Annotated in this window: 21 protein-coding genes and 1 pseudogene; 14 read left to right on the top strand and 8 right to left on the bottom strand. The window is 59.2% G+C overall.

All coding sequences use genetic code 11. From position 1 onward, the window contains the following. Positions 1–2: 2 nt before the first annotated feature. Together ACK9YZ_RS32460 and ACK9YZ_RS32455 are read left to right on the top strand one after the other, a co-directional pair. On the top strand, positions 3–563 hold the full coding sequence (locus ACK9YZ_RS32460; RefSeq protein ID WP_216759605.1) for a slr1658 superfamily regulator: 561 nt from the start codon (positions 3–5) through the stop codon (positions 561–563). A 14-nt stretch (positions 564–577) separates the two neighbouring features. Next, positions 578–916: a slr1659 superfamily regulator gene (locus ACK9YZ_RS32455; RefSeq protein ID WP_216759606.1), complete on the top strand. Its 339-nt coding sequence runs from the start codon at positions 578–580 to the stop codon at positions 914–916. A 97-nt stretch (positions 917–1,013) separates the two neighbouring features. Here the strand turns inward: ACK9YZ_RS32455 and ACK9YZ_RS32450 are convergent, their stop codons facing one another. Next, on the bottom strand, positions 1,014–2,189 hold the full coding sequence (locus ACK9YZ_RS32450; protein WP_416067539.1) for a helix-turn-helix domain-containing protein: 1,176 nt from the start codon (positions 2,187–2,189) through the stop codon (positions 1,014–1,016). A 378-nt stretch (positions 2,190–2,567) separates the two neighbouring features. Here ACK9YZ_RS32450 and ACK9YZ_RS32445 point away from each other — a divergent pair, with 378 nt between their 5' ends. Continuing rightward, positions 2,568–3,800: an HlyD family secretion protein gene (locus ACK9YZ_RS32445; RefSeq protein ID WP_216760885.1), complete on the top strand. Its 1,233-nt coding sequence runs from the start codon at positions 2,568–2,570 to the stop codon at positions 3,798–3,800. Further along, positions 3,782–5,776: a glycosyltransferase gene (locus tag ACK9YZ_RS32440; RefSeq protein ID WP_416067538.1), complete on the top strand. Its 1,995-nt coding sequence runs from the start codon at positions 3,782–3,784 to the stop codon at positions 5,774–5,776. The genes ACK9YZ_RS32445 and ACK9YZ_RS32440 overlap by 19 nt, the downstream gene beginning before the upstream one ends. A gap of 203 nt (positions 5,777–5,979) precedes the next feature. Here ACK9YZ_RS32440 and ACK9YZ_RS32435 read toward each other — a convergent pair whose 3' ends face one another. After that, positions 5,980–8,289 (bottom strand): molybdopterin guanine dinucleotide-containing S/N-oxide reductase, encoded by a 2,310-nt coding sequence (locus tag ACK9YZ_RS32435; RefSeq protein ID WP_416067537.1) that lies wholly within the window; start codon positions 8,287–8,289, stop codon positions 5,980–5,982. After that, positions 8,289–8,981: an FCD domain-containing protein gene (locus tag ACK9YZ_RS32430; RefSeq protein WP_416067536.1), complete on the bottom strand. Its 693-nt coding sequence runs from the start codon at positions 8,979–8,981 to the stop codon at positions 8,289–8,291. The genes ACK9YZ_RS32435 and ACK9YZ_RS32430 overlap by 1 nt, the downstream gene beginning before the upstream one ends. Positions 8,982–9,153: 172 nt before the next feature. Between ACK9YZ_RS32430 and ACK9YZ_RS32425 the strand changes: the two genes are divergently transcribed. The 6 genes from ACK9YZ_RS32425 to ACK9YZ_RS32400 are packed head-to-tail and all read left to right on the top strand — an operon-like array spanning position 9,154 to position 15,594. Then, positions 9,154–10,641, top strand: coding sequence for an ABC transporter substrate-binding protein (locus ACK9YZ_RS32425; RefSeq protein ID WP_416067535.1), 1,488 nt, complete (start codon positions 9,154–9,156; stop codon positions 10,639–10,641). 7 nt (positions 10,642–10,648) lie between these two features. Next, entirely contained in the window at positions 10,649–11,488 is an 840-nt protein-coding gene (locus tag ACK9YZ_RS32420; RefSeq protein ID WP_216759611.1) for an ABC transporter permease, read from the top strand. A 5-nt stretch (positions 11,489–11,493) separates the two neighbouring features. Beyond that, the gene (locus ACK9YZ_RS32415; protein WP_416067534.1) at positions 11,494–12,414 is read left to right on the top strand and encodes an ABC transporter permease; all 921 of its coding nucleotides are present in this window, start codon (positions 11,494–11,496) and stop codon (positions 12,412–12,414) included. Continuing rightward, entirely contained in the window at positions 12,411–13,766 is a 1,356-nt protein-coding gene (locus tag ACK9YZ_RS32410) for a M20 family metallopeptidase (RefSeq protein WP_416067533.1), read from the top strand. Before ACK9YZ_RS32415 ends, ACK9YZ_RS32410 begins: the two co-directional genes overlap by 4 nt. Further along, a complete protein-coding gene (locus ACK9YZ_RS32405) occupies positions 13,763–14,746 on the top strand; it encodes a hypothetical protein (protein WP_416067532.1) in 984 nt (327 codons plus the stop codon). The genes ACK9YZ_RS32410 and ACK9YZ_RS32405 overlap by 4 nt, the downstream gene beginning before the upstream one ends. A gap of 26 nt (positions 14,747–14,772) precedes the next feature. After that, the gene (locus ACK9YZ_RS32400; protein ID WP_416067531.1) at positions 14,773–15,594 is read left to right on the top strand and encodes a sulfurtransferase; all 822 of its coding nucleotides are present in this window, start codon (positions 14,773–14,775) and stop codon (positions 15,592–15,594) included. An 82-nt stretch (positions 15,595–15,676) separates the two neighbouring features. Here the strand turns inward: ACK9YZ_RS32400 and ACK9YZ_RS32395 are convergent, their stop codons facing one another. Further along, positions 15,677–17,521, bottom strand: coding sequence for a dipeptide ABC transporter ATP-binding protein (locus ACK9YZ_RS32395; protein WP_416067530.1), 1,845 nt, complete (start codon positions 17,519–17,521; stop codon positions 15,677–15,679). 170 nt (positions 17,522–17,691) lie between these two features. On the opposite strand from ACK9YZ_RS32395, the gene ACK9YZ_RS32390 reads away from it, so the two are divergent. Beyond that, the gene (locus tag ACK9YZ_RS32390; protein WP_416067529.1) at positions 17,692–18,711 is read left to right on the top strand and encodes a 1-aminocyclopropane-1-carboxylate deaminase/D-cysteine desulfhydrase; all 1,020 of its coding nucleotides are present in this window, start codon (positions 17,692–17,694) and stop codon (positions 18,709–18,711) included. A 177-nt stretch (positions 18,712–18,888) separates the two neighbouring features. Here ACK9YZ_RS32390 and ACK9YZ_RS32385 read toward each other — a convergent pair. Then, positions 18,889–19,137 (bottom strand): annotated as a pseudogene (locus tag ACK9YZ_RS32385) (IS5/IS1182 family transposase); the annotation flags it as partial. 197 nt (positions 19,138–19,334) lie between these two features. Beyond that, positions 19,335–19,601, bottom strand: a complete 267-nt coding sequence (locus ACK9YZ_RS32380; RefSeq protein ID WP_216759621.1) for a hypothetical protein — start codon at positions 19,599–19,601, stop codon at positions 19,335–19,337. Between the two features lie 361 nt (positions 19,602–19,962). Between ACK9YZ_RS32380 and ACK9YZ_RS32375 the strand changes: the two genes are divergently transcribed. Beyond that, on the top strand, positions 19,963–21,021 hold the full coding sequence (locus ACK9YZ_RS32375) for a LysR family transcriptional regulator (protein ID WP_416067528.1): 1,059 nt from the start codon (positions 19,963–19,965) through the stop codon (positions 21,019–21,021). Here the strand turns inward: ACK9YZ_RS32375 and ACK9YZ_RS32370 are convergent. Beyond that, positions 20,987–21,148, bottom strand: a complete 162-nt coding sequence (locus ACK9YZ_RS32370; RefSeq protein WP_416067527.1) for a hypothetical protein — start codon at positions 21,146–21,148, stop codon at positions 20,987–20,989. The genes ACK9YZ_RS32375 and ACK9YZ_RS32370 overlap by 35 nt on opposite strands. Positions 21,149–21,210: 62 nt before the next feature. Next, positions 21,211–21,762 (bottom strand): hypothetical protein, encoded by a 552-nt coding sequence (locus tag ACK9YZ_RS32365; RefSeq protein ID WP_416067526.1) that lies wholly within the window; start codon positions 21,760–21,762, stop codon positions 21,211–21,213. 86 nt (positions 21,763–21,848) lie between these two features. On the opposite strand from ACK9YZ_RS32365, the gene ACK9YZ_RS32360 reads away from it, so the two are divergent. Beyond that, positions 21,849–22,049 carry a hypothetical protein gene (locus ACK9YZ_RS32360; RefSeq protein ID WP_416067525.1) on the top strand — a complete coding sequence of 67 codons (201 nt, stop codon included), beginning with the start codon at positions 21,849–21,851 and terminating at the stop codon, positions 22,047–22,049. Between the two features lie 51 nt (positions 22,050–22,100). Continuing rightward, positions 22,101–22,454, top strand: coding sequence for a helix-turn-helix domain-containing protein (locus ACK9YZ_RS32355; protein ID WP_416067524.1), 354 nt, complete (start codon positions 22,101–22,103; stop codon positions 22,452–22,454). Positions 22,455–22,548: the final 94 nt, after the last annotated feature.

Genomic DNA, 22,548 nt, shown 5'->3' with positions numbered 1-22,548 from the left:
GAATGACGACCTTGTATGGACTGGAAGATCTGGCAACTGGAACAGGCGAAAATGTCACGAGGCTGCGCCTTTTTGAGGGGCCTCTCGATATCGGCTGGAAACATTGCGCAATCACGTCGGATTTCGTCGCCGAGGTCGTGGCCTTGCGCTACCGCACATCGCATAGCCTCTACAGGGAGGTCCGGCACAGTGTCAGTTATCTGACGAACGAGCTTGTCGAGAACGCAGTAAAATTCCGTGCAGCCGGCGAAATTGTCGTAGAGGCTTCGGTTGAGAATAATGTCTTCCGGGCCAAGGTCTCCAATCTTGTCGACGAGGAAACGTCCGAGCAGTTCCAGCATTTGCTTTCGGAAATCACGATAGGCGATCCGGGCGAGCTTCTCATCAAACGAATTGAGGCGAATGCAATTGGCGCAAATTTAACGGGCTCAGGTCTCGGACTTCTGACCCTCATGAGTGATTATGGCGCTCACTTTGCGTGGGTTTTTGGAGCAGGCAAGCCAGACGGCAGAATTCCGCTGGAGACCTACGCATCCATCACAGTTCCAGATGCAGCGAATTGATGGGAGAGGTCGATATGGAAATCAAGGAAGAAGAATATCGCGTCTGGTCGGAAGGTACGGAAATCTACTTCGATGGGATTATGCGCCTGCCCAGCACGGAGGCTTATGCACCCATTTTTTCCCTTGTCATGAATATTCTGGACGCCAAGCCGGATCGCGTCACGATCGACCTCACCGGGCTACAATTTCTCAATTCTTCCGGGATCAACCTGCTCGCGAAGCTCACGATTGAAGTCCGCAACAAGCCGAATGTTCAATTCACGGTGCGCGGAAGCTCGGAATATCCCTGGCAGTCGAAGTCCCTTCCGAACTTGAAGAAGTTGTACCCGGGGGTGGATCTCAGGCTTAGCTGAGGCAAGGCCTCTGCCATGGCATCAAATCACCCTGCAAGCATTAGAGCGCCGTGCGTCCATTCGGACGCACGGCGCTCTAACTCTTTGAATCCACGCATCAGGCTTGCGAAAATCGATTCCGGTTTTCGGGCCGATGCTGTAGCCAATCGCCGATCGTTGTCCCATGACGCCGCGTGGAACGCGTAGCCGGGACAACCGGGCGCTCAGTTGCTATGGTTTTTCGGATTTCACGTGGGCTGAGCCCGAATTCGTGGCTAAAGGCGCGCGTAAAATTGGCTGCGGCGTCGAAACCGGCGGCCTCCGCAATCTCCGAGATCTGCCTGTTGTCGGCCGGATTACTGAGATCCGCATATGCCTGCAGCAATCGGCGTTTGCGAATGTAGTTAAAGACGCCCCCGCTCGCTTCGAACAATTGATAGAGCCGTGTACGCGAGATGCCCAGCGCACGGCACAGGACGTCGGGCGTCAAATTGTCTGAATGGAGGTTGAGGTGAATGTAGCGGTGCGCCCGCTCCATCATTCCCATGCCGGTCTGGATCTGGCCCATATCCGGCCTTGTGGATGACGCAGCGCATGCGACAAGCATATCGGAGATCGTTTGTACGATCCGCGGCACTTCCCCCGCCGTCAGATTGCTCAGGTTCGTTTCCAGACCGGTAATATAGGTCCTGAGCAGTTCAGCCAGGCTACCGGACAGGAGCGTGTTGTTGGCACCGTGGAGAAGGCCCGCATTCGCAGCCAATAATTCATAGGGCAAGAAGATAAGTATAGCGACTGAATCAATGATCCGCCCGCGACAGGGATAACCCAGAGAGCTGAAAAACACCTCGCCGGGACCGGCCTCTGTTACGTGACGGCTGACCTCGGCCCAGACCCGGCCGCTGTGAAGCAGGCCGATGTTCCAGTGGTCAATCGGGCTCGATCGCAGCATGGCTTGATCGCGAACAAAGCTGTATGCCTGCGCGCGCTGCTGGATGATGAGTATGTCGCCGAGATGCCAGCCGATCTGTTCGGCAAGAAAGCCGTCGTCCGGGGATTTTTCGTCCGGTAAATGGACATCCACGATCGGCGCCATATGCGTGCGCCAGGCTTGAAATTGTTCCTTCGGCGGCAGGTCCTGCGTCGAGAAACGCAAGGGCGCCAGCGCAGGCGGAACACCCAAGCGGTGCTCTTTCTGTGCCGCCGGTTCACGCGGCCAGCGCCGCCGCTCGAGGTCGGCCGGCCATTCCTGCCTCACGGGGAGGTCATCTCCAGATCCAGATTCCGTATCCATCCAATCCCTCCAGCGCATAAGCCGATCCGGGCTGTTGAAATTGAGAGTGAACAATCGTTCTTGCGGCTAAAATCTCCGCACAGCCCCTTAAAGGGAAGCGGCTGAGCCTCACGTGTATAAGCTACTTATCATATTCTTTTCCGAGCAGAAATGTGCGGAACGATAATTTTCGGGATGCGAGGATAACGACAACTGCGTCCTGTTCTTTTAGGCAATGATTAACTCCGAAGCTCATTGCATCGCTGCACAAAACCGCACGGTTGCGACCAGCACTTGTCTTTTGATTTTCAATGCGTTAAATATGCAATATCTGGTTGCATCCATTGTGCCAACTTGATGGGTACAATGGATGCTGAAGCGATACCTTCGGATGCCAATATGATCTGGAACCATCGCATCACACGCATTCTTGTCGGTCTACTTATACTGGCACTCGTGATCATCGTCTCGTTGCCTGCGATCACCGGGTTTACGAGCCTTGACGGTACGGTCAACGCGCGTTTCGCTGTCGTTAATGCCCCAATCGATGGCACGATTGCAGAAGAGCCTCTCAAGGTCGGTAGCCCGGCAAAAGGGGGCCAGGCCCTCGCAGAGATCAGAAATCCGCGCGTCAATCGCGCGATTCTCGCCTCACTCGAAGCGGATCGCAACACAGCGCTCGACCGCGTCGCAGCGCTGAAAAAGGAGCGGGATGAGCTCTCCCAACTTCGCGAAGAGCTATCTGCTCGATTGGAGGTCTATAGGCAAACCACCATTGCCAATCTTGAACGCGAAGTCGAAATCCTGCGGAAGAAAGTCGAGGTGTCGCAAGCCCAGGATCTGGTCGCGCAGGTCGACCTGAACCGCCGGATGGAGCTTGAGTCAAAAGGCATTCTTACGCAGAAGCTGGTTGAGGCTGCCCGCGCTGCCGGAGTTGCGACTGGCGGCGAGGTCGAAATCAGCAATTTAACGGTCGATCAATTGCAACAGAGGCTCAATGCCGTCCGCCAAGGTATCTTTGTCTTCGGCGACGGACAGAATGATGTGCCTTATTCGCGACAGCGCGAGGACGAAGTTACCGTTCGCATCAGCGACTTGAACTCACGCATCGCGGAAAATGAGACACGCGCCGCGGAAGCTCAAAAGCAGTTGATCGAAGAGGAAAACCGCGTCGGAAGCCTTGAATCTGCAATAGCAACAGCGCCGTTTGACGGCGTTGTTTGGAGCAGGAGTATCGTCAACGGTTCGAATGTCGTGCTTAATAACGAGCTGATGCGCCTCCTCGACTGTCGGGAGATGTTTGTCGATATCCTTGTTCCCGAGGTCAATTATGACGAGATCTATCCGGGACTTGCCGCGCAAGTGCGCTTGTTCGGCCGCAGCGATGTCTTCAAGGGTGCGGTCATTTCCGTAAGAGGCAGCTCGGCGGCTGTCGAGACCGATTCCTTTGCAGCCAGTCTGCCGCCATCGACACAGCGTAACGCTCGCATTCGGGTCCACCTCGATCCATCCTTCATGAACGAGGATTTTGCGAACTTCTGCCAAGTGGGGCGCACCGTGCAGGTGCGGTTTCCCAAACACGGCATCTCGGTGTCCAATTGGGTTAAAAACCTGTGGTTCAGTATCTTGTAGCGCTGATCCCAACCCTTCTCGTTTTGGCCTTCTTTTGCCTCGGGCCGTTCAATTGGTCGCGCCATCGCACCTGGACACGGGCGGTGACCTGCGTGTTTGTGGCAGCAGTTGCATTGCGATACATGTTCTGGCGCTTGACCGAGACTGTCCTTCCCTATCCCAACGACGGCCTGAATTTCTATTGGGTCTGGATCCTTTTTGTGGTCGAGATTCTCGCCTGCGTCGAGGTGGTCCTATTTTTGATATTGATGAGCCGCTACGTCGATCGAAGCGGAGAAGCCGACAGGTTGGCTCGCGTTTTCTTTGAGCGAGACGAGCGTGAACTGTCGGCTGTAGATGTTTTCATTCCTACCTATAACGAGCCGCTCGACGTGCTTGAGCGAACCATCATCGGCGCGCGTGCGCTGGATTATCCCGCCGACAAATTGAACGTATATGTGCTTGACGACCAGCGCCGGGACTGGCTCAAGGCCTATTGCGAGGAGAAGAACGTCATCCATGTCACGCGCGGCGACAACAAGCACGCCAAAGCAGGCAATATGAACAATGGGCTGAAGGTGAGCTCGGGCGAGTTTATTGCAGTCTTCGACGCGGATTTTGTTCCCTATCGACATTTCCTTCGCCGGACGCTGCCCTTCTTTTGCGATGATAGCATCGGCATCGTCCAGACACCTCAACATTTCTTCAATGTCGATCCGGTGCAATCGAACCTGGGCCTGGAGAATATCTGGCCAGACGAGCAGCGCCTGTTCTTCGATGAGATCGCGCCGAGCCGAGACGCCTGGGACGTCAGTTTCTGTTGCGGGTCATGCTCCATTGCGCGCCGTAAGGCCATCGACACCATAGGCGGGTTTCCGACGGAGTCGATCACAGAAGACCTGCTGACAACCCTTTCAATGCTCAATAAAGGCTACAAGACGCGCTATCTGAATGAGCGGTTGTCGATGGGATTGGCCGCCGAAAACCTGACAGGTTATTTTGTGCAGCGCGAACGGTGGTGTCAGGGGGGTATTCAAACTCTTTACCTGTACAATGGCCCGCTGCGCGGACCCGGATTGACGCTCTTTCAACGGATCATGTTCCTGCCGATATCATGGCTGGTACAGTATCCGGTCCGCTTCATGATATTGCTCGTCCCGATCGTCTATCTCTGGTTCGGCATGCTCCCGCTCTATTTCACGGATATCGCTGATTACGTGTCGCATCAGGTGCCGCTGCTGGCGGCGTATTTTCTGCTTATGCTGTGGATCACGCCGACGCGTTATCTGCCTGTGGTCTCCAGCGCAGTCGGGACCTTTGCGGCATTCCGCATGTTGCCTACCGTGGTCTCCAGCCTGGTGAGGCCATTTGGCAAGCCGTTCAGGGTGACGCCGAAGGGCAGCGGCAACGAGTCGAACCTGTTCGACCGTTACAGTTTCGCATGGATCGCAAGCCTGATCGCGGTCACCGTCCTGGGTCTGCTGGTCAACATCGTGCCGGAAACCTCGCATATACAGGGTCAGTTTTCGACGATCGCCGCCTGTTGGTCAGGTATCAATATCGTTGTCTTGCTCATCGCGTCCCTGATCTGTTTTGAGAAGCCTCGACGCCTGTTTGATGCGTTCAAACTCGATGAAACCGCCACGGTCGACGATATCCCCGGCCGAGTCGTAAGTTTGGCGCTGGACAAGGCGGTCGTTGCTGTCCCCATCATGGCGCGATTTCAATCCAAAACGGTCATGCTGAAACTCGCCGGCTTCACCCCGATCAAGGCAGAGCTCAGGCAGGTCACTCAACGACGAAGGAGCATAAGTCGCAGCGGCGATAAGCAAGCCTATTACATGCACCTGTATTTCGAACTCAGTGGCGCCGCTCGCGACAGCATGATTGTGAAACTCTACACTGGTCACTATTCGCAGGACATTCCCGACATCGACAAGGTCGCCGTTTCCCTTAATCTCTTGCTGCGCTCGTTCGGGCGAACGCGCACATTGTAGTCGACGTTCAAGCGCCCCGAAGCCGATACAGAGATCGGCCTGGCCGAGGATGACGAGGATCAGGCTGGTCACGGCCGCTCCCGACTGGTGCGACCTTGCAGTTCCGGCAGTATCGGCCATCCACCACGCCTCCACCCGGGACGATGGCGGCCCATATGAATGTGGCCGCGACCTGGGGGATCGTGTTCATGAGTGCTTGCATCTTATCTCGCTTCGAAGTGAGGCTGAGCAAAAGCCTCAACGACTCCTGCATGTTCGACATCAACCTTCCTAACTTGAACAAGGCAGGTTTGCGCGCTGCAACCCTGTGACAGCGATGATGACGGTGTATCCAGGGTCAAGGCATTGGGATTGCCGTGCCGTTCCAGATCACGCTTGTGATCCATGTCGAACCATGCGCCTGTCGACAGCCTCACAACACCTGGCATGATCGCGTCAGAAATCACCACACCAGAGATAACCCGCCCGCGCTTATTGTGGATTTCGACGAGATCCCCTCCAACAATTTCTCGGGCCTGTGCATCCTCCGGGTTCATGAAGATCGGCTCACGGCCCTTGATCTTACCCGCTTTGCTGTGTGGACTGGCGTCCAACTGGCTGTGTAGCCGGCGCACGGGCTGATCTGAAATCATGTGCAGTTCCTGGCCGCCCCGCAAAGCCGCGCCCAGCCATTCCGGCGGCTCGAACCAGGTTGGGTGACCAGGGCAATCTTCAAGTGCAAAGCTGTCGACGGTTTCAGAAAAAATCTCGATACGGCCGGATGGGGTCGGTAAGGGATTGTCGTCCGGCGCGTGGCGGAAGGCCTCCAGCATCACGACCGGCTTGGCCCGCGGCCCGAGATCGATGAGGCCGGCTTCCCAAAAATCGCCGAACTCCGGCAGATCGATGCTCCTTGCAGCAGCGGTGTCGCGACCCAATGCATAGATGCGCTTCAGCCATCCGCTCTCATCAAGTCCTTCTGAGAAATCGATGCCGAGCCGCTTGGAAAGATCGTCGAAAATATCGAAATCACTGCGTGACTGTCCGAAAGGCGCCTGGACCTTTTTCATCGCAACGATCAGGTCTTCGCCGCCGGAGGATGCGATATCGTTGCGTTCCAGCGGAGTGGTGACCGGCAGCACGATATCGGCAAGCTTCGCCGTTGACGTCCAGTAGGGTTCGTTGACGACGATGGTCTCCGGCTTCTGCCAAGCTTGCAAGAGACGATTGAGATCCTGATGATGATGGAACGGATTACCGCCGGCCCAATAGACCAACCGGATATCGGGATAGACAAAGGCCTTGCCATTATAGGTGAAGCCGTCACCGGGATTGAGCAGCATGTCGGTGATGCGCGCGACCGGAATGAACGTGGAAATCGGGTTTTTCCCCTGCGGAAAAGCACCGAACTTGAAGCGGGGATTGTCGTGGCCGACGGAATTCAAGGCGCCGTAACCAATGCCAAAGCCGCCGCCGGGTAGGCCGATCTGGCCTAGCATGGCCGCCAAGGTCACCGTCATCCAGAATGGCTGTTCGCCATGCACGGCGCGCTGCAGCGACCATGAGACGTTGATCATCGTCCGGCTGGTCGCCATTTCCCGCGCCAGCGAGGTGATCCGTCGGGCATCGATACCGCAGATCACGGATGCCCATCCCGGGGACTTGGCAATGCCGTCGTTCTCGCCGAGGAGATAGGGCCTGAAACGCTCATAGCCGACGCAATGGCTTTGCAGGAACGAGAAATCGGCAAGTCCCTCGGTATCCAGCACATAGGCAAGCGCCAGCATGACCGCCACGTCCGTGTTCGGGCGGATAGCCAGCCATTCGCTGTCAACCGGCATGTTATCAGACACCGGGCTGACATTGACAAAGCGCGTGCCGGCCATTTCCATCGCCTTCATGCCGGCCGTCACGCGGTGGCGCCCGGCGCCTCCGGCAGACATCTGGGCATTCTTCACCGGCACGCCGCCGAAGGTAAGGAACAGCTCGGTATGCCGCGCCATCACGTCGAATGACGTGTGTTGGTCGAGAAGGATCTCGGTCGATGCGATCGCGTGAGGCAGGATCACCCGCCCCGCCGCAAGACTGTAATTGTCGACGCTGCCAACATAACCGCCGATCAGGTTGAGGAAACGGTGCACCTGGCTTTGCGCGTGGTGAAAGCGGCCAGCGCTGGCCCAGCCATAGGAGCCACCGAAGATCGCCTCATTGCCGAATTTTTCACGGATACGCTGAAATTCGCGCGCCAAAAGATCGAGCGCCTCGTCCCATTCCACCTCAATGAAAGGTTCGCGGCCGCGCAAATGCGGGTTGGCGCCCGGTCCACTTTGCAACCAGCTTTTGCGGATCGAAGGCTTTGCGATCCGCACCGACTTCAGCGTTGCTGATGCCATATGAAGGCCGATCGGAGACGGATCGGCATCCTCCGCTGCACCGCGGATCGACACGCCACCGGTGGCTTCGGGCTCTATCTCATAGACGCCCCAGTGGGCAGCAGTGCGGATCTTGCGGTTGGAGCTTTTTGCGTGGTCCATTATTTCGCCGCTGCCGATGGCTCTTCGCGCTGCCGCAATGCCTCTATGACAATTCGCGCACCGTCGGAGATCGCATGCTCGATCGCGGCGCGAGCCGCATCTGCGCTCTTCTCCTGCAGAGCCCGCATCAGATCGTCGTAGTTATGGTGATCGCCGGAAGCGGACTGGACCTCCGGATAGAGATAATTAAAGCCAGGGCCTGCCTTCAGCCAAAGCATTTCGATGACGCCCAGAAGGGTTGGCATGCGAGCTGCGGCATAAAGTACGAAGCGAAACTCCTTGTTCAGGGCAAGGGCCAGATGCTGGTCTTTCGCCGTCTTCGCTGCCAAGTACTTTTTTAGAAGAACCCGCATCTGCGCAATCTCTTTGCCGCTGATCTGACTTGCAGCATTGAATGCAGCGAGGCCCTCGACCGATTTGCGAATCTCGGAAATCTCGCGATATTGCGCCATTGTCATCGTCGGCACCCGAAAGGATTGTGCAGGTTCCGCGGTCAGGACGCCGGAGGCTGCGAAACGCACCAGCGCTTCACGCACCGGCGTAATGCTCATTCCGAGCGAGTCCGCCAAGTCCTTTGTGACAAGCCGTGTCCCCGGCTCCAGACGACCTTCGATGAGAGCCATGCGGATCTCATCCTCGACATGCGTCACAAGGCTCTTTCGCGGAGCCGCATTGAACAAAGCCGTACTCACATTATCCTCGCGGGTAGAAAAATTGCCCGTTTTTTACCACGGATTCGAAATTGCCTACATCTTGTCCAGACAGGATATATCATATATCGTCCATCTATTAACAGCCCTTCCCTGTGGGAAGCCTGGAGTAAAATCGAATGTGAATACGAACTCCAAAGGAAGTGAAGGTCCCATGAAAAGACTTGCTGCCCTCGCGCTTGCGGCATCCATGCTGCTGCCCCTGACCACGGCAAACGCTGACGCTGCCGATCTCGTCGTCGGACGCGGCGCTTCCACCACGGCGATGGATCCCGGTTTCCTGCGGGAAAGCGCGACGATCGTCGACAATATCTTCGATACGCTGGTCATGCGCGACAAGGATATGAGGCTCGTCCCGGGGCTCGCGACTTCTTGGAAGGCGATCGACGACACGACCTGGGAGTTCAAGCTGCGCGAGGGCGTTAAGTTCCACAACGGCGAGGACTTCGATGCCGAAGCCGTTAAATTCACGCTCGACCGCGTTCTCGATCCGAATGCCAAGTCGCCCACGGTTTCCTATATCCGGACGATCGACAGCGTCTCGGTGGTCGATCCGCTGACCGTTCGCATCAAGACCAAGAGCGCAGATCCGCTTCTGCCGACCCGCATGAGCCGCTATCCGGCCTATATCGTGCCGCCGAAATACGTGAAGGAAGTCGGAAACGATGTCTTCGCTCGCAAGCCAGTCGGCACCGGCCCGTACAAGTTCGTCGAGTTCGTTCCGGACCAGCACGTCATTCTGGAAGCCAACAAGGATTACTGGCGCGGCGCACCGTCGATAGACAAGGTCACCTGGCGCGCCATCCCTGATGGGACTGCCCGGATCACCGCTCTGCTGACCGGTGAAGTCGACCTGATCGAGAACGTCCCGGTCGATATCGCACCGATGATCAAGGAAAGCCCGGACGCCGACCTCGTGCAGGTCAAGAATGGAGGCCTGACCATCTATCTCGGCCTCGTGATGAGCGAAAAGCCGCTTGACAACGTCAAGGTCCGCCAGGCGCTGAACGCCGCAATCGACCGCCAATCGATCGTCACCAACATCCTGCAGGGCATGGCATCGCCGCGCGGCACGCAGGTGGGCGCGGCTGACTTCGGCTACAAGGATCTGCCGGTCACGGCCTATGATCCGAAGAAGGCGAAGGACCTGCTTGCCGAAGCTGGCTTCCCGAACGGCTTCTCGATCAAGATGCAGTCTACCCACCGTTACATGAAGGACGGCGAGGTCGCCCAGGCGATCGCCCAGCAGTTCGGTGATATCGGCGTCAAGGTCGAACAGGAGGTCCTCGACTGGTCGGTCTATGTCCAGCAGGTGCCGCGCAAGGGGCCGATCTTCATGCTGGGCTGGGGCTCGACCCAGACGCTGGATGCCGATGCGGCCGTTTACGCAATCTTCAAGACGGGTGAACCCTATTCGACGGCCTCCATTCCGAAACTCGACAAGCTGCTCGATGAAAGCCGCTCGATCGTCGATCCTGCCAAGCGTGAGGCGGTCTTGGCCCAGATCCAGGATCTCGCCGCCGAACAGGTTCCGGTGATCCCGCTTTACCAGGAAGACGCGCTGTACGGTAAGGCGAAGTCGGTTACCTTCGAAGGACGCCCCGACGCCCGTATCCCGGTCTTCGACATCAGGAAGAAATAGGCCAAGCATGACACGGTTCTGGAATGTCCGGAACAATGCGGATGCCCTGTTCGCAACGTTCCTTCTGGTCGTGGTTCTGTTGCTCTGTGTCTTCGTGCCGCTCCTCTGGCCAGTCGACGCGGTACGGGGAACCCTGACCGCGACATTCAAGCCGCCACTTTCTGTTATCGGCGGGCAATTCCATCCGCTTGGAACCGACCAGCTCGGGCGAGACCTTCTCGCCCGGCTGGGCCTCGGCACAGCCATCTCGCTGTCGATCGTCATCGCCGCTTCAGTCATCTCAGTCGTGCTCGGCACGACGCTCGGCATGATCGCCGGTTATTACCGCGGCTGGTTCGACATCATCATCATGCGCGCTGTCGACGTGCAGCTCGCCATTCCCTTCATTCTTCTCATCCTGCTGATCGTCGCGGTGATCGGCCCGAGCATGGGCAATCTCGTCGTCGTGCTTGGCGTCACTGGCTGGGCGGTCTTTGCCCGTGTCGCCCGCGCCAAGACGCTGGAAATCCGCGAGCTGGAATATATCGATGCCTCGCGATCGATCGGCCTGTCCGACATGGTCATCATCTTCCGCCATGTGCTGCCGAATATCGTCGGGCCGCAGACGGTGCTGATGACGCTCGACCTGCCGAGGTTGATCATCCTGGAGGCCTCCGTCGGCTTCCTCGGCCTTGGCGTGCAGCCCCCCACCCCGACCCTCGGCAACCTGATCGGCGAGGGCCGTTCCTATATCCTGCTTGCCAATTGGCTGGTGCTTTATCCGGGTCTCGTCATCGGCGCATTGGTGATCGGCTGCAATCTCATCGGCGACTGGCTCGTGCGACGTGCCGACAGCAGGAACGTTTAAAGACCATGAAGACCTTGAGTTTCATCACAGGACGAGCACTGCAGGGCATCGTCGTCATGTTCGGCGTCTCGGTGATCGTCTTCTTTGCCTTGTTCCTCACCGGCGATCCGGCTGCGCTGATGATGTCGCCGGACGCGTCGCGTGACGAAATCGAGGCCTTCCGCCAGGCGATGGGCTTCAATGATCCGATTTGGCTCCAGTATGGTCGCTTTCTTGCAAGTGCCGTGACGGGAGAGCTGGGCAACTCGCTGCGCTTCCATCGCCCGGCGCTCGATCTCCTTATCGAACGCCTGCCGGCCACCGCGCTGCTTGCCTGCGTGGCTCTCGTCTGGAGTTCGCTGCTTGGTTTCCTGCTCGGAACCATCGCGGCCATCCGCAAGAACAGTGCCATCGATTTCGCAATCCGTGTCATTTCGCTGCTGGGCCAGGCGATTCCGGTCTTCTGGCTGGCACTGCTGCTGATCATCTTCTTTTCGCTGAAGCTTCGCTGGCTGCCGTCGAGCGGCATCGGTAGTGCCGCCCAGTTGATCATGCCGTCGATCGCGCTGGGCGCCTATTATCTGAGTGCCATCACCCGGCTGGTGCGCGCCAGCCTCATCGAGGTGCTGGGCGAGAACTATATCCGCACCGCGCGCGCCAAGGGCATCTCCTCCTGGCGCATCATCGTCCACCACGCGCTGCGCAACGCGCTGATCCCCGTTATCACCGTTCAGGGCATGTATTTCGCCTCGCTGCTCGGCGGCGCTCTGGTCACCGAGATCATTTTCGCCTGGCCCGGCATCGGACGGCTTGCCGTCGAAGCCATCCAGAACCGCGACTTCCCGGTTGTACAGGCCGTCGTGCTGTTTGCCGCTGCCGTCTTCGTGGTCGTCAACTTCCTCGTCGATCTCACCTATGTCTGGCTTAACCCGAGGATCAGGCTATGATCGACGATTGGACAGTCGACGAGGCGCTGCAACTGACGCAGGACTGGTGCGCTATCCCGTCGGTCAAGGGCGACGATAAGGCATTGCGTGCCCAAGCCGACGAGGTCCGCTGCTGGCTGCAGCACCAGCTCGGAGCCGAGATCATCTGCTCCGATCCGTCGGGGGACCGCCCGCCGGTGATCCACGCCCGCATCGACGTCGGCGCCGCGACCACGGTCATTCTCTACAACATGTACGACGTGATGCCGGCCACGCCGGACGGCTGGTCCGTCGATCCGTTCTGCGGCGGCATCGTCGACTTGCCGGAGATCGGCGAGAGCTTCGTCGCGCGCGGAGCCGAAAACAACAAGGGACCGCTTGCCGGCATGTTCTGGGCGCTCAAGGCGCTATCGTCGGCCGGCCGGCTGCGCGTTAATGTCGAGGTCCTTGTCGATGGCGAGGAAGAGAGCGGCAGCCGCGCCATGCGTGACTATCTCGCCGATCCGTCCTGCCCGGTCAGGCCGAGCGCCTCTGCGATATTCCCGTCGTTCTGCGAATATGGCGGCGGCCCGCCACGCCTCTATCTTGGCTTTTCCGGCATCGCCAAGGGTGAGGTCCGGGTCGAGGGTGGTGCCTGGGGAGGCCCGAAAGCTGCGGTCCATTCCAGCAACGCGCCCTGGATCGCCAATCCCGCCAGCCGGCTGGTTGAGGCGTTGTCGCTGATCGGCAAGCCGCCGACAGGCGAACTTGCCAGGATTTCGATCGACGAGGAGGCAAAGGCCGTCATCGCAAACCTGGCCTTGACCTTCGATCCCGCCGCGGAGCTGCACTTCCGCCGGACGGAAACTTTCGCGCTGGAAGGCGATGGCCTCGCGCTGCTGCAATATGTCCTTTCGACTGCTTCCTTCAACATATCCAGCCTGGAAAGCATGCCGCTCGGCTCCGATGGCGTCATACCTTATGGCGCCCGCGCCGGTTTCGAGCTGCGTGCCCCCCCGTCTCTCGATCCCGCCGATTTTCTCGCCCGGTATCGGCAGGCACTCGAAACGGTCCCCGGTGCGGTCCTGGCCGTCACCGACAGCTATCCCGGTTCCCGCTTCGCGGCTGATGCGCCAGGTATCGGGCCGCTTCTGAAGAGTTATGAAAAGACGGCGCTTGCACGCCCGCAGATCTGGCCCTGGGCAATCGGCGCAGCACCGGCCTACGCCTTTGCCCGCCATGCGAAATCTTTCCTTCTGGCCGGTGCCGGCCGCGGCGGCAACGCCCATGGCATCGATGAGTTCATGACGCTGGAAGGCTTCCGTCGCTTCATCGACTCTATCGCCTTGTGGCTCGATCTGATTGCCGACGAAGCTGAGGAGGCTGCGCGATGAATACCATCCGTCACCTTTCCCGCGCGGATGCGATCAAGGCCGGCGCCTTGGACTGGGCGGCAGCTGTCGAGGACATAAAGACGACGATCAGGCTGCTGCACGACGGACAGGCGGGCATGGTTGCCGAAAGCGTCATGCCGCTCGGCGCCGATCCCCGCAACAAGGCCTACGGCCTGCCGGCCTTCGTCGGTGGCCGCTACGATGCAGCCGGACTGAAATGGACGGTCCATCGAGCAGAGCCAACGGGCGACCTGCCAAGCATCAGCAGTATCACGATCATAAACCGACTCTCAGACGGTGCGCCGGTCGGTAGCGTCGAAAGCGCGCTTCTGACCCGTATGCGCACGGCTGCCGTTTCCGCCATCGCCATGCGGGCGCTGAAACCGGGCGGCGTCACATCCGTTGCATTGCTCGGTGCCGGCGCCCATGCCGAAACCCATCTGGACATGCTGGTGCGGCTGTTCCCCTCTGTTCAGGAGATCCATCTCTGGAACCGCACGAAAGCCCATCTCGACCGGTTGCTGGATCGGGTGACGCCGGGTGCCACACGTATCCTCGCGTATGACGATCTCGACGCTGCGCTGGACGAGGCTGACGTTGTGATATGCTGCACCTCGGCGCCGGTCCCTTTCATCGGCCCTTCGACGGTTCGGCCCGGTCGGCTGATCATGCAGATCGGCTTCCATGAGGTTTTGTTCGAAACGATCGCGGCGACGGATGTCGTCGCCGTCGATCTCTGGGGCGATTTTGCCGAGAAGAGCGCCAAGAGCCTGTTTCAAATGTATCGCGCCGGCGAGTTCGGCCCCGACCGCGTGGCAGCGGACCTGCCAGCCATCCTTCTGGATGGCTGGCAGCCACCTGCCGGCGCGTCGCTCTATTTTTCCAGCTTCGGCCTCAACGTCTTCGATATCGCCTTCGCCGCCCGCCTGCTGCACCGTGCGGCCGGCTTGAATATAGGCGCCGTACTGCCTTCCGTCTGATATGCATTCCCTGAAAGGATCCGGCCATGATCATCACTGCCGCGGAACTCATGTCGCAATTGCCGCAAGGAAAACTCGTGCCGGTGGACGTTCGCCCGGAGGTGGATTGGCGCAAGGAGACGCTGCCGGGGGGCGTCAGCCTCAACGTCTACGACTACTTCATCCCCGAGAGCGACGAAGCCGGCATCGCCGGCATGGCCGCCGGCGCGCGCGGTGCTTTCGAACGGCTCGGCCTCGGCAAGGACCGTATCCCGGTTTTCTTCGAGGAGCAGACCGGTATGATCTCTCCGCGTGGGCTCTGGTTCTATGAACTCGTCGGTTTGGAAGGCGGGCTGATCCTTGACGGCGGCATCCAGGCCTGGAGAGCGGCCGGTGGCGAGACCGCGCCGGGAACAGGCGCCACCGACGCGATCCGCCAGGCCGAAGCGTCGGCGATACCGTTCCGCCGCGAGCTTGTCGCGTCAACGGAGCAGGTGCTGGCCCATAAGGCCGATGGCGCCGACATTTTTGACACGCGCCGCCGCACGGAATTCGAAGGCACGTTCGTCCATCCCTGCTGCGCCCGGCCCGGCCGTATCCCGCATTCGCATTTCGCCTTCTATGAGGATCTGTTGCAGGACGGCAGATACCGTTCAGCGGCCGAGATCCGCGCGATTGCCGAAGCGGCGGGGCTTTTGCCGGAACGCGAGGTCATCACCTATTGCCACCGCGGCGCCCGCGCGGCCACGGCGCTTTATGGTCTCAGGCTCGCCGGCTACGACAAGGTGAAGATCTATACCGGCTCCTGGCACGAATGGGCCGGCAATGCGGCGCTGCCGATCGAGATCGGCCCGGCGCAGGAGGTCTGAGGTTGGCTTGAAGCCAGTCCGGGACCTTGATGGATCACTCATCCCTGCGGCCGTTTTCGCGCGAAACCTCAGCCAGGAGAATCTACGCCGCTGCGGTCGCGCTGCCCCACTCGTCGCCCCAGACCTGTACCCGGTGCCCCGGCGAGACCTCGATATAATCGCGCTTTGGCGGCACGTAGGAGAGCGGTCGCACAGGGCTCTTGATCTCGTCGTTGCTCAGTGCCCGACGGATGCCGCGCCGCGTCGGGTCCGGGATCGGCACGGCGGCCAGGAGCCGCTTCGTGTAAGGATGCTGCGGGTTTTCGAAAATCGCACGGCGCGGGCCGATCTCGACGATCTCACCGAGATACATAACCGCCACACGGTGGCTCATCCGCTCCACCACGGCCATGTCGTGGGAGATGAAGAGGTAGGCGAGGCCGAGATTTTCCTGCAGGTCGAGCATCAGGTTGATGACCTGCGCCTTGATCGAGACGTCGAGTGCGGAAACCGCTTCGTCTGCGACGACGATCTGCGGCGCCATGGCAAGCGCCCGGGCGATGCACAGGCGCTGCCGCTGGCCGCCGGAGAATTCGTGCGGGAAGCGGGAGGCCATGTCCGGCTGCAGCCCGACCTTGACCATCAAGTCCCCAACCCGGTCATGCGCCTCGCGCCTGCCCGATGCGATGCCATGCGCCAGCAGCGGCTCAGCGATCGCGTCGCCCACTTCGATGCGCGGATTGAGGCTGGCGAACGGGTCCTGGAAGATCATCTGGATATGCCGGCGCATGTCGCGCATTTCCCGGCCGGTGAGGCCGAGGATCTCCCGGTCATCGAGCTTGACCGAGCCGGACTTGGCATCGAGCAGCCGCATGATCGTACGGCCGGTGGTCGACTTGCCGCAGCCGCTTTCGCCGACCAATGCCAGCGTCTCGCCGGCCTTCAGGTCGAAGGAGATGTTTTCGACGGCATGCACCCGGCCGGAGGTGGAACCCAGGAAACCGCCGCCAATGTCAAACCGTGCGACGAGATCGCGGACCTGCAGCAGCGGCACCGGCTTCGCCGAAACTGTATCCTCGACCGGCTGCATCTCGACCGGAGCGCCGCTTTCCACGTCGATCAGCGGAAAACGCGCCGGGCCGAAGGCGCCGTTCATGGACCCGAGCTTCGGCACGGCGGAGAGCAGCGCCTTGGTATAAGCACGCTGGGGCTCGGCGAAGATGTCTTCCGTGTGGCCGCGTTCGATCGCCTCGCCCTTATACATGACTATGGTGCGGTCGGCGATTTCCGCGACCACGCCCATGTCGTGGGTGATGAAGAGGACGCCCATGCTCTCTTCTTCCTGTAGCAGCTTGATGAGTTCGAGGATCTGCGCCTGGATCGTCACATCGAGCGCCGTGGTCGGTTCGTCGGCGATCAGCAGTTTCGGACGGCAGGCAAGTGCCATCGCGATCATGATGCGCTGACGCATGCCCCCGGAAAGCTGGTGCGGATATTCCTGCATGCGCTTGGCGGAGGAGGGAATGCGCACCTTTTCCATCAGGCCGAGCGCTTCCTTCGCAGCGTTGGAGAAGGACAGGCCGCGATGGGCTACCAGCACTTCGGAAATTTGGTCGCCGATCGTCAGTGATGGATTGAGGCTCGTCATCGGCTCCTGGAAGATCATCGCGATGCGATTGCCTCTGATGTCGCGCATCTTCCGTTCCGGCAGGCCGAGCAGTTCCTGGCCTTCCAGCTTGACGGAACCTTCGATGCGACAGGCATTCCGCTCATAGAGCCGCATGATCGACATGGCGGTCACGCTCTTGCCGGAGCCGGATTCCCCGACCAGCGCCACCGTCTCACCGGCGGCAACGTCGAACGAGACGTCGCGCACCACCGGCAGCCACAGACCCTTCCGGCGGAAAGAGGTCTTCAGGCTGGAAACGCTGATCATTGTCTCTGCCATGGCCCGATCCTTTCGAACTCCTGGGCGGCGACACCCTCATGCGCCTGCCTCACTATGTTGCATGCCACAAATAAAAGGACCTTGCCACTGCGGATACAGGATATATGATATATTTATATCAGCATGAGGCCTGCGGGATTGCTGCGGGTGAGAATGGAAGAAGCGAATTCATGAAGCTTGAAGAGATCCCCCGCCTTTCCCTTGGCTTCCTGCCGACCCCGATCGAGAAACTGGAGCGCCTCAGCGCCGAGCTGGGCATCTCCCTGTCGGTCAAGCGTGACGACTTCACCGGCTTCGGCGGTGGCGGCAACAAGGTCCGCAAGCTGGAATATCTGATGGCCGATGCGGTCTCGCAGGGCATCAAGGTGCTGATCACGACCGGTGGCCACCAGTCCAACCATGCCCGCATGACGGCCGCAGCCGCCCGCAAATACGGCATGAAGCCGATCCTCGTCCTGCGCGGCAACCGCCCGGATCTCTACCAGGGCAACCTGCTTCTCGACCATCTGTTCGGCGCCGAGATCGACTTCCTGGATCCAGACGCCTATTTCACCGAGATCAACCCGCGCATGCAGTATCACGCCGACCAGGCCGAGGCCCGCGGCGAAAAGGCCTATATCATTCCGCTCGGCGGCGCCTCTGCGCTTGGCGCGATGGGTTATGTCAATGCGGTCAAGGAACTTGCCCAACAGTATCGCGCCGCCGGCACCCCGACGCCGGACTATATCGTCGCCCCCGTCGGCTCGGGTGGCACGCTGGCCGGCCTGCATATCGGCTGCGCCATGTTCATGCCGAAGGCCGAAGTCATCGGCATTGCGGTCACCGGCAGCGCCGTTCCCTTCAGCGAACGGATCGCCGTCATGGCCAATGCCGGCGCTGAACTGCTGGGCTTCGACAAGCTCTGGACCGCTGACGAAATCCGCATCGAGAACGACTATATCGGCCCTGGTTATTCCATCCCGTCGGAAGCCGGCAACGCGGCGATCAAGCTCGCCGGTAACCGCGAGGGTATGCTGCTCGACCCGGTTTATACCGGCAAGGCCGTCGCCGGTATCATCGGGTGTGTCGAGAACGGCTCGATTGCCAAGGGCTCACATGTTCTCTTCATTCATTGCGGCGGCTCGCCGGCGCTCTACCCCTATGCGGGCCTGCTTACAGACGATATCGGGACGAGACTGTCAGGACTATGACAGACGTGATGACCGCAGCGCGCGGCTCCCGCATACTTTGCACGAATCGTTCCAATCTCGCCGCCGCCTATGGCGGCAGCGGTAGTCACGAGTTCAGCGCCTACTGAAGGCGCTGAAAACGGCGTTGGTGCATGGGTCGCAATGGGAACGGCTTTCTGTCTTTGAAGCAGACGCTATCTATACCTTTGCTGCTTGGCATCGGACGGAATTGGGACGAGCGCATGCCAGCATGCGATTGAGGGCGGCGCAGCCGATGGCGACCTCGGTCTGTTGCGCGCCGAATGAGCGTGCCCGTAGTCGGTGTCCGATGATCGATTTGTATCGGCCGATGGCGATCTCGACCAGCGAGCGCTTGCCATAGCCGGTCGTTGCTTGCCATTTCATCCGACCGTGTGCCTTGATCGCTTCAATGTGTCGGTCTCGCTGTGCCGCGACCGCGAGGGCCGGCTTCGTATTCTGCCCAGTTCGTCACCTTGAACTTCATCTTGCCGATACGATGGCGGCGGGCGGCATTGTGTTGAAGGGCATAGTGGTGGCACGAGGTTGAGGCGATCGCACCGATTATCCCATCATCGATAAACGATCTGTGCACCAACGCCATCCCGTCTGTAATCATGCCTAAGTCAATTTGAAACAGCGTGGATATGCGTCTGATGGACGACTTGCTGTTTCTCGCGGATGAGATTGAGGAAAGCGCGCTCATCCAGGTCTTCGGCATCAAGGCCGTCCCAGTCGAGCGCCGTCTGCATGAGCGCCATATCCATCAAGCGCACGAGATCCATCAGCTGCAATGATGAAGCACCGTCTCTTGCTGCAGAGATGAGGCGGAAGAGCCGCAGGAATCCCACCGGCTCATTGCTCTCAACCATATCGCGAGTTGCATTGGCCATCGCCTTGATTTGCCTCCAAGCTTGGCAGAAGTCTCGAGATCGAACAGGCCTGCCCGCGTCGCTCCCGAAACAGAATGTTGAATCGGATCTTGCCCACGAAAAACGCTAACACACCCTGTGAATTGCGTAAATGACCCAATTGGATCGATTTAAATCACGGAAAATATTGCTGTTTATCTAAAATCTGAAATAGGATTAGACACCTCAATGGTAGTATTTCTAGCCGCGCCAGCGATCAAGATCGGCTGTTGCAATCGTTAATCTGCGACCTCTCAGCACCGATAAGCTGCCATTCTTCGACAATTGCCCATAATCTCCGATCAAGTGTATTGTTGCGCTTCCACTAATACGTGAGGCGGTCTTGAACAAACCCTTCCCTCCTCTTCCATTCGGCAGCGAACGCGCCGATCTGGACAAATCACCGCTTGAAATCCGGGGCCTGCTCTCGCGGCCGATCTGGCGCGAGCTCAGAACCTTTCTGGCGGTCGCCAAAAGCCCCTCCTTTGCTCAAGCCGCGGAACTGCTCGGCACCAGCGCGCCCACCGTCAGCCGCGACGTGAAGCGCCTCCAGGACCAGATCGGTTCGCAACTCGTCATCTCGACCTTTTCCGGCGTCACCCTGACGGAAACCGGCCGCAAGCTCGCCATCCAGGTCGCAGAACTCGATTTTCAGCTGTTTGCCCTTTCCAACGACCTGAAGGACGAGATGGACGCTGTTACCGGGCGGGTCGCCCTCAGCGTGACATCCGGTCTTGCCGTTGCCATCGTCGCTCCCGCGGTACCCCGGCTGAACGACAGCTATCCGCGCCTCAACCTCGACATCCGGGAACAGGTATCGCTGGTCAACTTCGAAAAGAACCAGGCCGATCTGATGATCTCTCTGTCGCCGATCTCGCGAGCGGATGTCGATTGCCTCGAGATTGGCACCCTTCATCTCGTTCCGATCGCCAGCCGAGATTATCTGAAGAAATCCGGTGTTCCGCAGCGCCAATTCGTTTCCCAGCATGTCTACGTGCAGTGCAACTATTATGCTTCCGAACGCGAGATCTGGGATGGCTGGCGCGGTCTGGTCGAAGCCGGCCACCAGACCCACAATTGCGAAAATTCGCTTGCCTATTTTGCTCTCGTCCGTAACGGCGCCGGTGTAGGGCTGCTCGGCAACTATGTTCTTGCAGATTCCGAACTCGTGCCGCTTGAACTCGGCGTTCATGTCGCTCTGCCGATCTACCTGATTTCCGTTGCCAATCGCAGGCAATCGAGACCGGTTGCCGCCGTCTATGACTGGATCGTCGATATTTTCAGGACCAATCCGTCTTTCGGTACGGGATTGACCTTCCCATCCGGACGGCACGAGCAGGAAGAAAGCCTGCGCAAGATGCTTGAAACTATCGCTCCTCCGCCGCCTTCACAATCTGGCTGAGCTCTTCCGAGATCGAAAGATAGGCATTCGCGACATCCTCGAGGAAGCCGGCAAGCTCGACCGGCTGCACTGTCGGATCGTTGATGAGACGACGCACCATTTCGGTGTGCAGTTTCGTGCGGGTCAAGATTTCCTCCTGCAGCGCCGCTGTTGCGGACTTTTTACCCGCATTTCGCAAATCTGCCATGGTCATGCTGTCTCAAACGAACTCGGTGCGTCCCATTGGCCTTCGACACGCAACAGCAACGCACTACTGCTCTCCATCGTAATCGGGTCAGGCGCGGCGGGAATCGTACCGACGACGGTCAGATAAGGTTCCGGATGGCCGGCGATCTCAACGGGGGGGCTGTCGACGATCTCCAGATCGAACAAAATGGTCCACAACCGCGCGAGGCGCTGCTCGGCCTGGGTCAGAACCTTCGTGTAGCCCTTGCGCGCCACGTGATCGAACGTCATCTGAATGCAACGCTTAACCGTAAAAGGGTGTCGGTACTTTTCGCGGAAGCAGGTTCGTTCATACTTGGCAAAATCGGCGAACCAGCGGATGCGAAGGGAACCCACCGGCTCTTCGCCATCATAAAAGACGAAATGCGTGGCCTGGTGATCATTGCCATCGAAGATGAAGGAGGGAGGGATACCGTGCTCATGGACAAAGCAGATGCTTCTGAGGATCATCGCATCCCGAACATGATCCGGGGTGGTTGCGACTTGGCATCGAAGATTGGGATATTTGGTCACCATCGGTCGGCCTCGTTGTCTGTGCAACCCACTTCAACTCCAGAATGCGAGCTGCGCGAAGGACGAAGATTTCAGGGGGGATTTCAAAAATGACGGACCCTGCCAATCCGATGGCAACCATCATCGCTCTCTGCGCCGAAGGGGCACGTCGGTTCGGCGACGACCCAAGAGCCATTGCGAGCTTCGTCGAAAATGAGATCGCCCGCCTCTCCGAGACAGAACAGCGCCAACTCAAGGAACAACTGACGCTTTTGACCGATGGAGGTGGAACTCAAAAGCCGATCATGTAAAGACAATCCACAAAGATTTGACGATTTCCGGAAGTATTCTCAAGGATAGGCATGAAAGATCAGGAACTGAATTTGGCGATCGGTCAAAGGCTGCGCTCCGTGCGCGCCGCTCGCGGCGTCACCCAGAGCGAACTGGCCGCCCATATCGGTGTCGCGTTTCAGCAGATTCAGAAATATGAGAATGGTATAAACCGCCTGTCCGTTGCGGTCATGCTGCGGCTGTGCAGCTTCATGAAGGTGGATGCCGGTTGGTTCGTCAACGGCATCGAAACCGGGATGGGCGGCGGTGTCGAGGACGAGGCAGCCTATCTTGCCAAGGAAATCGCGCGCATCTCCGATGAGAACATCCGCCGCAACCTCACAATGCTGATCCACTCCCTGGCCGTCACCGATGTGACGAACTGAAGGCAATCCTGCTGGCTTCGACGCAGCGCTGACCTGACGAGGCCGTACCTGCTGTGAGTGGCCTCGCAGGCAAGCTGCGAGGCCTGGAGATCAT

It is taken from the genome of Rhizobium sp. ZK1, assembly GCF_047782645.1.
Lineage (GTDB): Bacteria > Pseudomonadota > Alphaproteobacteria > Rhizobiales > Rhizobiaceae > Rhizobium.
This window is presented reverse-complemented; position numbering and strand designations above follow the sequence as displayed.

Coding starts and splice junctions, on each gene's coding strand:
- ACK9YZ_RS32460 (WP_216759605.1), top strand. CDS start 3: ATGACGACCTTGTATGGACTGGAAGATCTGGCAACTGGAACAGGCGAA.
- ACK9YZ_RS32455 (WP_216759606.1), top strand. CDS start 578: ATGGAAATCAAGGAAGAAGAATATCGCGTCTGGTCGGAAGGTACGGAA.
- ACK9YZ_RS32450 (WP_416067539.1), bottom strand. CDS start 2,189: ATGGATACGGAATCTGGATCTGGAGATGACCTCCCCGTGAGGCAGGAA.
- ACK9YZ_RS32445 (WP_216760885.1), top strand. CDS start 2,568: ATGATCTGGAACCATCGCATCACACGCATTCTTGTCGGTCTACTTATA.
- ACK9YZ_RS32435 (WP_416067537.1), bottom strand. CDS start 8,289: ATGGACCACGCAAAAAGCTCCAACCGCAAGATCCGCACTGCTGCCCAC.
- ACK9YZ_RS32425 (WP_416067535.1), top strand. CDS start 9,154: ATGAAAAGACTTGCTGCCCTCGCGCTTGCGGCATCCATGCTGCTGCCC.
- ACK9YZ_RS32420 (WP_216759611.1), top strand. CDS start 10,649: ATGACACGGTTCTGGAATGTCCGGAACAATGCGGATGCCCTGTTCGCA.
- ACK9YZ_RS32415 (WP_416067534.1), top strand. CDS start 11,494: ATGAAGACCTTGAGTTTCATCACAGGACGAGCACTGCAGGGCATCGTC.
- ACK9YZ_RS32410 (WP_416067533.1), top strand. CDS start 12,411: ATGATCGACGATTGGACAGTCGACGAGGCGCTGCAACTGACGCAGGAC.
- ACK9YZ_RS32405 (WP_416067532.1), top strand. CDS start 13,763: ATGAATACCATCCGTCACCTTTCCCGCGCGGATGCGATCAAGGCCGGC.
- ACK9YZ_RS32400 (WP_416067531.1), top strand. CDS start 14,773: ATGATCATCACTGCCGCGGAACTCATGTCGCAATTGCCGCAAGGAAAA.
- ACK9YZ_RS32395 (WP_416067530.1), bottom strand. CDS start 17,521: ATGGCAGAGACAATGATCAGCGTTTCCAGCCTGAAGACCTCTTTCCGC.
- ACK9YZ_RS32390 (WP_416067529.1), top strand. CDS start 17,692: ATGAAGCTTGAAGAGATCCCCCGCCTTTCCCTTGGCTTCCTGCCGACC.
- ACK9YZ_RS32380 (WP_216759621.1), bottom strand. CDS start 19,601: ATGGCCAATGCAACTCGCGATATGGTTGAGAGCAATGAGCCGGTGGGA.
- ACK9YZ_RS32365 (WP_416067526.1), bottom strand. CDS start 21,762: ATGGTGACCAAATATCCCAATCTTCGATGCCAAGTCGCAACCACCCCG.
- ACK9YZ_RS32360 (WP_416067525.1), top strand. CDS start 21,849: ATGACGGACCCTGCCAATCCGATGGCAACCATCATCGCTCTCTGCGCC.
- ACK9YZ_RS32355 (WP_416067524.1), top strand. CDS start 22,101: ATGAAAGATCAGGAACTGAATTTGGCGATCGGTCAAAGGCTGCGCTCC.